General features: G+C 71.3%; 12 protein-coding genes. 6 read left to right on the top strand and 6 right to left on the bottom strand.

Annotation, left to right across the window (positions count from 1 at the left end; all coding sequences use genetic code 11):
• Positions 1 to 113: 113 nt before the first annotated feature.
• Both ACI78Z_RS14765 and ACI78Z_RS14760 read left to right on the top strand, forming a co-directional pair.
• Positions 114 to 602, top strand: coding sequence for an LCP family protein (locus ACI78Z_RS14765; RefSeq protein WP_457037289.1), 489 nt, complete (start codon positions 114 to 116; stop codon positions 600 to 602).
• A 489-nt stretch (positions 603 to 1091) separates the two neighbouring features.
• The gene (locus ACI78Z_RS14760; RefSeq protein WP_457037288.1) at positions 1092 to 1691 is read left to right on the top strand and encodes an arsenate reductase/protein-tyrosine-phosphatase family protein; all 600 of its coding nucleotides are present in this window, start codon (positions 1092 to 1094) and stop codon (positions 1689 to 1691) included.
• 15 nt (positions 1692 to 1706) lie between these two features.
• Here ACI78Z_RS14760 and ACI78Z_RS14755 read toward each other — a convergent pair whose 3' ends face one another.
• Positions 1707 to 2012, bottom strand: a complete 306-nt coding sequence (locus ACI78Z_RS14755; RefSeq protein ID WP_457037284.1) for a hypothetical protein — start codon at positions 2010 to 2012, stop codon at positions 1707 to 1709.
• Positions 2013 to 2380: 368 nt separating this feature from the next.
• Between ACI78Z_RS14755 and ACI78Z_RS14750 the strand changes: the two genes are divergently transcribed.
• A complete protein-coding gene (locus tag ACI78Z_RS14750; RefSeq protein WP_457037283.1) occupies positions 2381 to 4042 on the top strand; it encodes a glycosyltransferase in 1662 nt (553 codons plus the stop codon).
• Here ACI78Z_RS14750 and ACI78Z_RS14745 read toward each other — a convergent pair.
• Positions 3968 to 4804 carry an ABC transporter permease gene (locus ACI78Z_RS14745; protein WP_457037282.1) on the bottom strand — a complete coding sequence of 279 codons (837 nt, stop codon included), beginning with the start codon at positions 4802 to 4804 and terminating at the stop codon, positions 3968 to 3970. The genes ACI78Z_RS14750 and ACI78Z_RS14745 overlap by 75 nt on opposite strands.
• Before the next feature lie 175 nt (positions 4805 to 4979).
• On the opposite strand from ACI78Z_RS14745, the gene ACI78Z_RS14740 reads away from it, so the two are divergent.
• Both ACI78Z_RS14740 and ACI78Z_RS14735 read left to right on the top strand, forming a co-directional pair.
• The gene (locus ACI78Z_RS14740) at positions 4980 to 5633 is read left to right on the top strand and encodes a class I SAM-dependent methyltransferase (protein WP_457037281.1); all 654 of its coding nucleotides are present in this window, start codon (positions 4980 to 4982) and stop codon (positions 5631 to 5633) included.
• On the top strand, positions 5630 to 7486 hold the full coding sequence (locus ACI78Z_RS14735; protein ID WP_457037280.1) for a glycosyltransferase: 1857 nt from the start codon (positions 5630 to 5632) through the stop codon (positions 7484 to 7486). Before ACI78Z_RS14740 ends, ACI78Z_RS14735 begins: the two co-directional genes overlap by 4 nt.
• On the opposite strand, the gene ACI78Z_RS14730 is transcribed toward ACI78Z_RS14735, so the two are convergent.
• From ACI78Z_RS14730 to ACI78Z_RS14720, 3 genes are read right to left on the bottom strand one after another with little or no spacing between them, the layout of a single operon-like run.
• The gene (locus tag ACI78Z_RS14730) at positions 7441 to 8409 is read right to left on the bottom strand and encodes a glycosyltransferase family 2 protein (RefSeq protein ID WP_457037279.1); all 969 of its coding nucleotides are present in this window, start codon (positions 8407 to 8409) and stop codon (positions 7441 to 7443) included. The genes ACI78Z_RS14735 and ACI78Z_RS14730 overlap by 46 nt on opposite strands.
• A gap of 22 nt (positions 8410 to 8431) precedes the next feature.
• The gene (locus tag ACI78Z_RS14725) at positions 8432 to 9628 is read right to left on the bottom strand and encodes an ABC transporter ATP-binding protein (RefSeq protein WP_457037278.1); all 1197 of its coding nucleotides are present in this window, start codon (positions 9626 to 9628) and stop codon (positions 8432 to 8434) included.
• Between the two features lie 2 nt (positions 9629 to 9630).
• Positions 9631 to 10887, bottom strand: a complete 1257-nt coding sequence (locus tag ACI78Z_RS14720) for a glycosyltransferase (RefSeq protein WP_457037277.1) — start codon at positions 10885 to 10887, stop codon at positions 9631 to 9633.
• A gap of 516 nt (positions 10888 to 11403) precedes the next feature.
• Between ACI78Z_RS14720 and ACI78Z_RS14715 the strand changes: the two genes are divergently transcribed.
• A complete protein-coding gene (locus tag ACI78Z_RS14715; RefSeq protein WP_457037276.1) occupies positions 11404 to 11823 on the top strand; it encodes a sugar transferase in 420 nt (139 codons plus the stop codon).
• On the opposite strand, the gene ACI78Z_RS14710 is transcribed toward ACI78Z_RS14715, so the two are convergent.
• Positions 11809 to 12549 carry a PP2C family protein-serine/threonine phosphatase gene (locus ACI78Z_RS14710; protein ID WP_457037275.1) on the bottom strand — a complete coding sequence of 247 codons (741 nt, stop codon included), beginning with the start codon at positions 12547 to 12549 and terminating at the stop codon, positions 11809 to 11811. The two genes, ACI78Z_RS14715 and ACI78Z_RS14710, sit on opposite strands and share 15 nt — an antisense overlap.
• Between the last annotated feature and the right edge of the window lie 134 nt (positions 12550 to 12683).

The raw sequence follows: 12683 nt of genomic DNA, 5'->3' as shown, positions 1-12683 counted from the left end.
GTATCACCGCCGCCGCCGGCAACGCCGACTCGGCCGACTCACGCCCGTCGAGTACGAGACACTCACCCACGCCGCAGCAGCGGCCTAACCCCTACCGGAACGAGTCAACCGGACTGGGGGCAGTCCCGACCACGAGCAACGGGCCCTACACCTTCCCCGCCGGCGTCAACCACCTGGACGGCGACCAGGCCCGTTGGTACCTCGGCCAGCGCTACGGCCTGCCGGGCGAAGACTTCGACCGGGTGCGCCGGCAGCAGCAGTACCTGCAAGCGATGTTCGGCAAGCTGTTCAACTCCGACACCTTCACCGACCCGGGCCGGCTGGATGCCGCACTGCTGGCCGTGACCAGTGCGGTCGCGGTCGACGAGCAGTTGGTCAACACCGAGATGCTGTCGCTGGCGTACTCGCTGCGCGGTCTGACGCCGGACAACGTCGACTTCTTCACCGCGCCGGTGCTGGGCACGGGCACCGAGGGGGCGGCGAGCGTCGTCTACCTCGACGACGTGGCCGGCGACCGGATGTGGGGCTACCTGCAGACCGACTCGCTGTCCCAGAACGCCGAGGAGTTCAGCGCCCAGGCATTGCCCGACGTGCCCCGCTGACGGGTGTCCGGGCACAACGTCCACCGTCCCCGAGGCACCCCTCCCCGGATCACCACCCCAGCCGTCGCAGGTGTCCCGGTCGCGACTCGTTGACGACTGGCTACACCGTCAGCGCAGGTCACGGGCCGGCATCGTCCCGTGATGTTCCTGCTCGGCTCCACCTGGCTCGCCTTCAACGTCTGGATCGCCGCCCATGGCAGCCACTGCCGCGACGCTGTGCATGGTGCAGCAGCCGCACACTCGGCTGCGGCAGCGCATCGGACGGACAGGCGTGGGGACGTCGACCGCGCCGCGTCGACGCAGCCTCGTGGAGCACCGAGCCCGCCAGCAGGCCGTGGAGCTCTTCACAACGGCGCCGATCCCTCCTCTCAGCTGACTGCTCGCGCCGTCTACGAGACACACGCCTGTGTGCACCTCACCAGCTCGGGTGATCCACCTGGAAGACCACGACTCCTGCACGGTGGATCGCCCTAGCGTCGCGATGTCCGCATCCTCTTCGTCTGCACGGGCAACCTCTGCCGCTCCCCGTTCGCCGAGCGGTTGGCCACCGACTGGGCACGGACGATGCTCGCCAGCAGTCCCGAGGCTCTCAACGTCCACATCGAGAGCGCAGGCCTGGCGGCCACCCCGGGCCGGGAGACGGACCCGCACACGGTCGCCGCCCTGCGCCGGCACGGGATCACCTCCGACGGCTTCCGGTCGCAGTCCCTCACGAAGGAACTCGCGCAGACGGCCGACCTGGTCATCACGATGACGCGGGAGCAGCGCCGGGCGGTGCTCGAGCTGGAGCCGCGCGGGCTCCGGAAGACCTTCACGTTGACCGAGGCCGCGGACCTGCTGAGCGGTGCGGACCTGGGAGGACTCTCGGTCACGTCACTCACCGAACGCGCACGCCTGCTCGGTGGGCGACTCGACACCGCCCGCGCGAACCGCGCCACCACGAGCTTCGACGACATCGCCGACCCCATCGGCCAGCGGGAATCCCTGCACCTGGAGGTCTCCGAGCGGATCGAGACGGCGCTGCGGCCGCTGGCGGACGTCCTGTTCACCAGCTTCCGCACCCGGCTGCCGGCACCGGTCGCCGTCTGACAGTGAGCCCCTGGCTCAGGCGCGTGTGCCCGCCGTGTGCAACGCCGCGATGCGCGCCAGAACGGGGATGAGCGCACCGGCGATGGCGTCCCCGACCTCCGCGTGCACCTCGGCGGGCTGGCCGATCGGGTTCCGGATGTCGTCGTCCGTGCTGCCCTGCCGGCGCGACCGTGCGGCCGCGAGCTCCTTCACCAGGTGGCGGGCCCGCTCGGCCAGTCCATGACCGGGCACGTCGACGTCGTCCCCCACCAGCTCCACCAGGTCGGCCGCCTCGCGGAGAGTGAACGTCCGTGAGAGGGCGCGCGGTGCACCGCGCAGCACATCGCGCCGGTGCAGCCAGGCACGGTGAGGATCAGGTCCGCGTCGATGGCCATGTCGTCGACCAGGCGACGGGCGATGAACCCGTCCGGGTCCCCACCCAGACCGCGTAGAACGAGCGCGCTGTCCGGGTGCATGCCCGAGCCGACGACCGCCTGCACGCCGGCGCTCACCAGCTGTGCACCGGTCCAACGGACGACAGCCGTCACCCCGTGGAGGCAGGGTCTCGCGCACGCCGCCGTCCTCACGGAAGCTGTGGTCGCGGGCGCCGTCAGCTCAGCGGTCCGCCGGTCACGGCGATCGGCATGGCGGTCCCGCGAGCACCGGAACGGTGGCGGCGCTCCGTCCGCGTCAGGAAGGCTGGTCGACCCGTGGCAGGAAGCATCTCCGTGGTGGTCACCGCGCTGGGAGAGGCACCGCACTTCGCCGAAGCCTTGACCTCGGTCGCGGCGCAGACCCACGGCGCAACCGAGGTGATCGTGGTCAGCGACCGCGACCGCGACCTGTCCGGCAGCACGATCCCGCTGCCGGCACTCCGGCACCTCGGGCCGGGCGCCACCCTGGCCGACTGCCTCCGAACCGGACTCGACGCCGCTCGCGGATCGCACGTTCAGTTCCTCGGCGCGGACGAGGTCTTGTCGCCAGTCGCGCTCGCGGCGGGGCTCGCCTGCGCCCAACGGCACCCCGCCGCGGCCTTCGTGCACGGGACCTTCCGCCTCATCGACGCGGAGGGCCGGCCCAGCGGTCCGCGCCGGGCAGCGGAGCTGGGCGAGGACCCCTACACGGGCCTGCTGGAGGGGCGCGTGATCGACGTGCACGCCGTGGTGCTCTACCGGCGGGACCTCCTCCGGGCTCTCGGGGGCTTCCGAATGGATCTCGCGGCTGTGGACTACGACGCCCACCTGCGGCTGGCTCGGGCGCACCCCGTCGTCGCCCACGGCACCGAAACCGCGCGACGGCGGGACGGAGGCGACACTGTCCCCGAGCACCGGGCGCGGCTCGACGAACTGCTCCGCGCCCATCGGCAGCACCGACCGGCGGCAGACGACCCTGCTACCTGGCAGCGGGCCTGGCGCACCGGCGAGCGCCGGCTCCGCGACCGCTACGCGCGGGAGTCGCTCGACCGGGCCCGCTCCAGCGGGGAGCCGGCACTGCTCGCCGCCCTAGCGACTGCGCGGCTCTCACCTCGGCTGGTCGTCGGCGAACTAGCCGGCCGGGCGCTCGCACGGGGGGCTCGAGCACTGCCCGGCCCCGTGGGCAACGCGGTGGCACGCCGCCACCCGGAGCTCCGGCGCCTCGGAGTGGGGGCGGTGCGGCTCGGCGACCTCGATCGCACCACCCCGGTCAGCCATGACTTCGGGTTCGACCGGGGCCTGCCGGTGGACCGCTACTACATCGAGGGCTTCCTGGACCGCGCCCGCGCCCACGTGCACGGGCGGGTGCTCGAGGTGGGCGACGCCGCGTACTCGGAACGCTTCGGCGGTGACCGGGTCGAGCGCCAGGACGTCGTGCATGTGCACGCGGGCAACCCGCTGGCGACGATCGTCGGCGACATCAGCCGGCCGGGCACGCTCCCCCGCTCGGCGTTCGACTGCATCGTCCTGACGCAGACCCTCCACCTTGTGTGGGACATGGCGGCGGCCGTCCGGGAGCTGCACGTGGCCCTCAAGCCCGGCGGCGTCCTGCTCCTCACGGTGCCGGGAATCAGCCCGATCGACCGCGGCGAGTGGGGCGAGCAGTGGTACTGGGCGCTGACCCCTGCGGCCGTCCGTCGGTTGCTCGGGGAGGTCTTCGGCGAGGAGGCCGTGACCGTCGAGAGCCACGGGAACGCCTACGCGGCCACGGCGTTCCTCCAGGGCCTCGCCCTGCAGGAAGTGGACCCCCGGAAGCTCGACGTCCTCGACGAGGCGTATCCGGTCATCGTCACGGCGCACGCCACCTGGTGGCCCCGGGGCGGATCAGATGACGTCGGCGAAGGAACGCTGGGCGCGGTTGAAGTAGATCAGCCCGCTGACGAGCACGGCGGCGGCTGAGGCGGTCGAGACGAGCAGCGACCACCCCGGCCAGGGAGTGCCCAGCAGCGACCACCGGCCGAGCTGGATGACGCCGACGACCGGGTTGATCGCGTAGACGAGCTCCTTCCACCCAGTCAGCAGAGTGGCGGGGTAGGCCACCGGGCTGGCGAACAGCCACAGCTGCAGAACCGGGGTCACGGCGTGCTGGACGTCGCGGTAGCGCACGTTCAGCGCGGACAACCACACGGCCACCCCGAGCGCCGTGGCCGCGAGCAGGAGCAACCAGACCGGGACAGCCAGCAGCCGCACCCCGGGGAACACGCGGAAGTACGCGGCGACGACCGCGAACAGGAGCAACGAGATCCCCAGGTCCACCGCCGGCGGCATGAGCGCGGACGCTGGAGCGGCCAGGCGGGGGAAGTAGACCTTGGTGACCAGGCTGGCGTTCGTCACCAGCACACCGCTGCCCGAGACGACCACGCTGGAGAAGTAGGTCCAGGTCAGCATGCCGACGAGGGCGAAGGCCGGGTACGGGACGCCCTGGCTGCTGACACCGGCGAGCTCGCTGAACACGAGCGTGAACACCGCCACGCTGGCGATCGGCTGGGCCAGCACCCAGACCACGCCCAGGAACGCCTGCCGGTACCTCAGCTTGAGGTCGCGCAGGGCGAAGTAGCCGATCAGCTCGCGCGAGTGCCACAGCGCCGTCCAGGAGCGCTCGTCGGCCATCCCCTGCGCGGTGTTCTCCCGCCACGGCGGTACCGACTGATCGGGGAGCACGGCCGAGACTAACCCGCCGTCCTCCTGCGGAGCGCCACGTCGTCGTTGGCCGCCGGAGAGGCGACCGCGCCACCTGCTCACTAGCCTGCTCCCACCACGTCGGGTGGCGTCAGCCGCCAGGAGGGACGACCTGCTGCTCATGATCAGACGGGTACTGAGGCGGGCCGGTACAGAGGTGAGCCACCGCAGCCGCAAGCTCCTGTCGTGGGTCACGCCCTACCGGCCGATGGGTCAGGGGCAGCGCCTGCTCGACGCCCAGTACGCATCGGCCGAGTGGGACTACCTGCGTTCGATCGTGGAGGCGCCGCGGTTCGGCGTCGTGTCGGCGTACTGCCGCCTGCTGGCGTCGGACGGCTCCCTCCTCGAGATCGGCTGCGGCGAGGGCTTGCTGGTGGAACAGCTCGATCGCAGCCGGTTCAAGCACTTCACGGGGGTAGACATATCCGCGGTCGCCATTGAGCGGGCGCGGGCGCTCGAGGACGACCGGACCGTCTTCGTGCGCGCCGAGGCCGAGACCTACGTCCCCGACCGGGTGTTCGAGGTCATCGTCTTCAACGAGGTCCTCGAGTACTTCGACGAGCCCCTGGAGCTGGTACGCCGGTACGAGGCCTTCCTGGTCCCGGGGGGACACCTGGTGGCGTCCATGTTCGCCGCGCCCTACACCGCACGCACCCAGCGCATCTGGAGGCAGCTGGAGAGCCGCTACGAGGTCGCCGCCCACAGCCGGGTCAGGACCGCCAGGGACTACACGTGGAACGTCAAGGTCCTACGCGTCCCCCCCGTCCCCGTGAGCGGCGACGCACGGGCGTCCCGGTGGGAGGACCGATGACCGCACCCGAGGTGCACCGCGCCGGCCCAGTCCTCGCAGCAGCGCCCCGGTTCAGCGTCGTCCTTCCGACCTTCCAACGCCGCGACCTGGTGCTGGAGGCGGTCCGGTCCCTGGCGCGACAGGACTTCGACGAGTCCTTCGAGGTGGTCGTCGCCGTCGACGGGTCGACGGACGGCACGTGGGAGGCGCTTCGCGAACTGAGCCCCACCTTCCCCTTCACGGTCGTCCGTCAGCCCAACGCCGGCGCCTCGGCCGCCCGCAACCTGGGTGCGGACCACGCACGGGGGGACATCCTGCTGTTCCTCGACGACGACATGGAGGCCGATCCCCGCCTCCTCGCGGAGCACGACCGCGTCCACGTTGCCGGCGCCGACGCGGTCCTCGGCCACATGCCGCTGCACCCCATGTCGGTGCACACGGCCATCAGCGCCGCTGTGGGTGACTGGGCTGAGGACCGCCTCGTGCGCCTGTCCCGGCCCGGCGCCGAGCTGACCCTGCACGACATGCTGACCGGACAACTGTCGGTGTCGTCGGATGTGTTCGGCGCCTTGGGGGGATTCGACCTGGCCTTCACCAGGGGCGGCTCCTTCGGCAACGAGGACGTCGACTTCGGCCACCGGCTGCTCAGGGCGGGGTACGACGTCCGCTTCAACCCGCGGGCTGTCAGCCACCAGCGGTACGTCGTCACGGCGCGCCAACACCTGCGTCAGTGGCGCCAGGCCGGGCGGGCCGACGTCGTGTTCGCACGGAAGTACCCCGAGCAGGCACCGGTCCTCTTCGAGCTCAACGGCATCCGGGATCGCTTCGCCCGCCGGGTGGCGCGCCCCCTGTCGAGGGCTCCGCTGTGGAGCCTCGTCACCTGGCCGGTCCGCGTGCTCGGTGCCCGCATCGGAGACCGGCCGGGCCGGTTCTCCTGGTACGTGTTCATCCGCGCCCGGATGCTGGAGTACTGGCGCGGTGTCAGTGAGGCCGGCGGCATCCCCAGCCGCCGTCGTGCCGCACTGCGCGTCCTCGCCTACCACGCCATCTCCGATCTGCGGGGGTGCGGCGTGCTGGAACCCTACGGTGTACCGCTCGAACAGCTGCGCCGGCAGTTGACCGCGCTGGGCGCGCACGGCTTCCACCCCATCACCGTCGAGGAGTTCGTCGCCTTCGTCGAGGGACGCGGTGGCCTGCCGCGACGGCCGGTCCTGCTGACGTTCGACGACGGGTACGACGACCTGACCGAGGCGATCGCCGTCCTGCGGGTCGAACGCGTCGAGGCCGTGGCGTTCGCCGTGAGCGGCCTGCTCGGGGGAGAGAACACCTGGGACCGGATCCACGGCGGCCCTCCGCTACGGCTCCTGGACGCGGAAGGTCTCCGGCGGCTGCGCGACCAGGGCGTCGAGATCGGTGGCCACTCGCGCACCCACCCGCTCCTGCCGGCTCTCGCACCCGACGAGATCGCGGCGGAGGTCAACGGCTGCGTCGACGACCTTGATGGTCTCGGGCTGGGTCCCGTCCGCTTCTACGCCTACCCGTACGGAGAGAGCGACAGCCACGTGGCCGAGGTGGTCCGGTCAGCCGATTTGGTGGCGTTCGACGTCCGCCCGGGGGTGATGACCGCCGAGACTGATCTCCGGCACGTCCCCCGACTGGAGATCGTCCGCGCCGACGACGGTGTCCGGTTCCTCGCGAAGGTCCTCCTCGCCCGTGAGCTGGGATGGGCCGTGCCGTTGTCCCGGCGGGTACACCTGCTGGCGCGTCGCGTGGCAGGCGGCGGCAGGCGGCGGCTGGGGCAGGTGCTGCCCCAGGGCCTGAGGGGGAATCAGTGGGGATCGGGATCCGAGCCCGGGGTGGAACTGGCCTCCTGAGCCGAACGGAGACGGCGGACGACACCACGTCCCCTGGCTGCGAGCCTGCGGGGAGAGGTCAGCAGTGCGTCGACCCTGGGTCGTCGATAGGGCCGCAGAGCCCTGGCGAGTGCCGCCTGCACCGCCCGGGGTGGCGGCTCCGGCAACCGCCGCAGATAGCCCTCGAACCAGGTCAGGAAGTACTCGCGGACCTCGTCGTAGCGGCCGTCGCGGGTCACCCAGGCCACACAGGAGTCAGGGTGCTGCCGGTAGTCCAGCCAAACGGAGTCGGAGAAGTACACCGGCCGGGCGAGGTAGAGCTTGGAGAGGAACGCCTGGTCCTCGTACAGCTGCCGGGCGCCGGTGAACTCCTCCTCGAAGCCCCCGATCGCGTCGACGGCGTCGCGGCGCATGAGCAGGTCGGACGGGCAGGGCGCGGCGGCCGAGCCCAGCGGGTACATCCGCAGTGAGGTCTCTGGAGGACGGACCACCCGGTTCTGGACGTGCCCGGTCGGTACGAGAACGTCCTCTCCGCCACTCCACGACCCCCAGTAGCGGACGGTGCCGCAGACCATGCCGACTTCCGGATGGACCTCCAGGATCGCCATCTGTTCGATCAGCTTGCGTGGCCGCCACACGTCGTCCGCGTCGATGAAGGCGACGAGGTCCGCCCGCGCCGCGGCGAGTCCGAGGTTGCGCGTCGCGCTCATCCCGCGGTTCACGTGCCCGGTGTGCTCCAGGTAGCGCACCCGATCAGAGTGCGCGGCGGCCCAGCGCAGGGCGATCGACGTGCTGTCGTCGGTCGATCCGTCGTCACACAGCAGCAGTTCGAAGTCGGGCTCCGTCTGCGCCATGACGCTGGCGATGGCCTCGTCCATGAACTCCGCTGCGTCGAGGAAAATCATGATCACCGACACGGCCGGCCCGCGCGGCGTCACGGCCACGACCGCCGGCGGACAAGCGGCGTCATGTCGACCGAGCGGCGGGGCGGACGACGAAGGGCAACGTCATGGCCAGTACGCGGTCGGGACGGTCGTGCCCCGTGCCCACCAGCGTGAACGCCGTGGCCGCCGGCTCGTCGAGGATGTCCTCCTGGGCCGTGCCCATCCACAGACCGACGGAGAAGTCGCCGAAGTTGAGCACCGGGGGAACCGACATCTCGGCGCAGTAGGCACCCAAGGGGAAGCGCTCCAGGCCGTGGTCGCTGAGCGCCTCGTCGAGCACCCGGACTCCGCCGGACGTGGTCACGTACAGGGCGACGTCGAGTCCAGGGACCTCGGCGGCGAGCTCGAAATCCACCCGGATGGTGAAGGGGTCGTCCCGGAACAGCGCGGACCCCGACCTCCCGTCGGCGCCGACCACGCGGACGGCGGTGACGGTGAGGGGGCCCGAGTGGATCAGCGTCCCCCCGGCCACGGAGTCCGCCAAGCCCGACGCGAGGTAGGCGCGGATGATGGACTCCGCCGGCCCGGAGTCCCGGACGCGGCCCGCGTCCAGCCACATGCCCCGCCGGCACAGCCGCATGAGCGTCTCGAGGTCGTGGCTGACGAAGACGACGGTGCGCCCCTCCTGCTCGGCCTCCGCCATCCGCCCGATGCACTTGCGCTGGAACTCGGCGTCGCCCACCGCGAGCACCTCGTCCACCACCAGGACGTCCGGCTCCAGATGGGCGGCGACGGCGAAGGCCAGCCGCAACTGCATGCCGCTGGAGTAGCGCTTGATCGGGGTGTCGAGGAACCGCTCCGTGCCGGCGAACGCGACGATCTCATCGAACCGGCGGGCGAGGTCGCGCCGGCTCATCCCGAGGATGGCCCCGTTGAGGTAGACGTTCTCCCGCCCGGTCAGCTCCGGGTGGAAGCCGGTGCCGACCTCGAGGAGCGCGGCCACCCGGCCCCTCGTCCGCGAGACCCCGAGCGTGGGCGAGGTGATACCCGCCAGGATCTTGAGGATCGTGCTCTTGCCGGCTCCGTTGCGTCCGACGATGCCCAGGGCCTCACCGTCGGCCACGGAGAACGAAACGTCCCTGAGCGACCACAGTTCGTCCGGCGGGGTCGCCTCCGAGCCCACCACCCGGCGGGCCGCCGCGACCAGGGCTTCCCGGGCGTTCAGGCGCTCCCCCAGGAGATAGCGCTTGCTCACGTCCTCGAACCGGACCCGGTCCACCGCTAGGACTCCTCCGTCGCAGCGGGCGCGTGCTTGCCGCCACCGAGCAGCGCACCGGTCGAGTACAGCCACTCCAGGGAGCGCCGGTACCGTGCCGTGGAGTAGGTGTCGTGCGACCACGCGAAGGCCCGCGACCGGACGCCGTCCGCGGACGACGGGTCCTTCAACACCGCGACGACGGCGTTCGCGAAGTCGGTGCTGTCGTCCTCGACGGCGTAGAAGACCCGTGGTCCCGTCACGCCCTCCGCAGCCACGGAGGTGGCCACCACCGGCAGCCCCCAGAGCATGGCGACCACGCTCTTCAGCTTGCCCCCCGCTCCCAGCCGCATGGGGGCCACCACCACGGACGCCCGCCGGTAGTAGGGGCTCAAGGAGTCGACGCAGCCGGTGAGCTGGACGTTGTGGACCGATTCAGCCGCGGGGAGCAGGGACCGGCTCGGCTCGGCCCCCGCGATCGTCAGCCTGGCATCCGGCATCTCGGCCAACACCTGTGGCCAGATGAGTTCCAGCAGCCACCGGGCGGCGTCCTGGTTCTCCACGCGGTCGAGCGCTCCCACGAAGAGCACCTCGGGCGGATCGCTCTGCGCAGCCTCCGGCACCGAGGGCATGTCCTCGTCGTCGAGGGGTGGGGAGACGACGATGCGCGCCCGACCACCGCTCCGCTCCAGCAGCAAGCGGTCCTTGTCGCTGACCACGACCGCCGTGTCCAGGACACGTAGGAGCCATCTCCTCAACGGCACGGCCAGGATCAGCTGCACCAGGGCGACCAGCCGCCATCGCGGCGCCACTCCCGGCGTGCGGAACATCCGACGCTGCCCCTGCGACACGACGTCGTGGAATACCCCGACCTGGTGCGTGCGCGGCAGTCCGCGTCGCAGCCGCGGACTGCCGCGCGCCGGGGCGCTGAACCACTGCAGCTTGATCCGGTCGGCCTGCCGCAATGCGGAGAGCTCGTCCGGATCGGCGACGAGCGCCTTCCAGAAGGGACGGACGCCCAGGAAGAGAACGACCCGGGACAGCAGGAAGAAGTAGTAGGCCGAACGCACTCCAGCGCGCGGCACCTGCGGGGTCACGAGCAACCGTCGGTAGGGGGGTGCGTCGTCCTGCGCGAGCGCCGCCTCGTTCTCCTCGTTCCGGGGAGCCACGACCACCAGGTCGTGCGACTGACCCCCCAGCTCGGCGTGCCGGCGGTAGAACTCGCCACCTGCGTGGGGGATCCCGGGGAACGGCATGTCCGGCGCATTGCTGATGATCTTCACGGGCGGGGTCCCCGCTCGTGGTCCGGCGAGGGCAGGACACGGACCCGTCGAACCGTCAACGCCCCGCACCCCTCGCATCCGGTGCCATCGCCTCCGACTGGACCACGATCGAGCACCCTATGGTCAGGTACACCCGGCGCGCTGTCCACGTGACGCTCGCTCACCGCGCTTGCTCCTGAGCAGGTCCAGCCGCATCGCCGGGACTTCCGCCGCCGGGCGCGGCCGGCCGCGCGCCTCCCGGCTGCGCCCCACCGAGCCTCGCCATCGAGGGACTCCCTCCGCCGAATCGGCCGGCGCCACCCCTGCTGCACATGGACCGCCCCGAGCTGACCGGAGTCCGGCGGCTCACCAAGGGGTTCTTCGACCGGACCGCCGCTCTGCTGGGTCTCTTGGTGCTCTCCCCGATCCCGCTGTGCATCGGGGTCGCGGTCCGGGTCACGAGCCCCGGTCCGGTGCTCTCGGCAGGAGCGCATCGGCCTCTGCGGCGAGACCTGCACCATCCTGAAGTTGCGCAGCATGGTGCAGAACGCGCACCGGATGGTCGAGACGCTGGCGGCGGACGGCGGCAGGGCGGACGACGTCCTCTTCAAGATGAGGAACGACCCGCGCGTGACCCCGGTAGGCAGGGTCCTCCAGCGGTACTCCCTCGACGAACTGCCTCAGTTGATCAACGTGCTGCGTGGGGACATGTCCCTGGTCGGCCCTCGCCCGCCTCTGGCGAGGGAGGTCGAGCGCTACGGCGGCGACACGCACCGTCGGTTCCTGGTCAAGTCCGGGCTCACCGGAATCTGGCAGGTGAGGTGCCGCTCGGACCTGTCCTGGGACGACTCGGTGCGCATCGACGTCCGCTATGTGGAGAACTGGTCGCTGGCTTCCGACCTCATGATCATCTGCAAGACGGCCGGTGCTGTGCTCCGTGGTTCAGGGGCCTACTGACCGTTCTGCCGTGGAGACACGAAGGACCACCACGGTGACGTTGTCGCGGGCACCCACGCTCTCCGCGTCGGCCGTGAGCTGTGCGGCCAGGGAGTTCGGCTCCTCATCGGAACCGGACGACGCGGCAATCCGGTCGTCGCTCAGCTCACCCGTCAGGCCGTCCGAACAGGCCAGGAAGCGCTCGCCGGGCACGATCGGCAGCAGGACGACGTCGGCATCGGGACGGGGACCGACGCCCAGAGCACGCGTGATGATGTGCCGCTGCGGGTGCGTGCCGGCGCTCTCGTCGGTGATGTAGCCGGCGTCGACGAGCTCCTGCACCACCGAGTGGTCCCTGGTGACGAGCTCGAGCCGGCCCTCGTGCCAGTGGTAGACCCGCGAGTCGCCGACGTGAAACACCGCCCACTGCGGCCCGTCGCCCTCGTCGACCAGAGCGACACCGGCGACCGTCGTCCCCGCGCCGGCCTTGTCCGGTCCCTGGAACGCGCGGATCTCGCCGTCGGCCCGCTGCAGCGCCAGCCTGATCGCCTCGACGGTCGTCGTCTCGGACCGTGTCAGCGAACGCAGGGCCTCGACCACCGCCTCCGCCGCGGCAGCACCACCGACGTGACCCCCCATGCCGTCGGCAACCGCGAACACCGGCGGAGCAGCCAGGAACCGGTCCTGGTTGTCCTCCCGCTGGCCCACGGCGGTCGCCGCTCCCCACGTCAGCTCGAACGGCGGCATCCACGCTCCACAACACGCATCGACGACAGGACGCCCCGTGGGGAAGACGAGGTGGGCTGAGCGTAGAAGGTCGGCGACACGCCGGCAGGGCGCAGTGCGGCGACCCGCCGGCCGGCGGGTCGCCGCAGAATGGC

The organism is Geodermatophilus sp. SYSU D01176, from assembly GCF_054050015.1.
Note: the sequence above shows the minus strand (reverse complement) of the source record. Positions and strands in the feature narration are given on the sequence as shown.

Excerpts from the sequence above, each read along its gene's own strand:
- ACI78Z_RS14735 (WP_457037280.1), top strand. The coding sequence starts at position 5,630 with ATGACCGCACCCGAGGTGCACCGCGCCGGCCCAGTCCTCGCAGCAGCG.
- ACI78Z_RS14715 (WP_457037276.1), top strand. The coding sequence starts at position 11,404 with ATGGTGCAGAACGCGCACCGGATGGTCGAGACGCTGGCGGCGGACGGC.
- ACI78Z_RS14710 (WP_457037275.1), bottom strand. The coding sequence starts at position 12,549 with ATGCCGCCGTTCGAGCTGACGTGGGGAGCGGCGACCGCCGTGGGCCAG.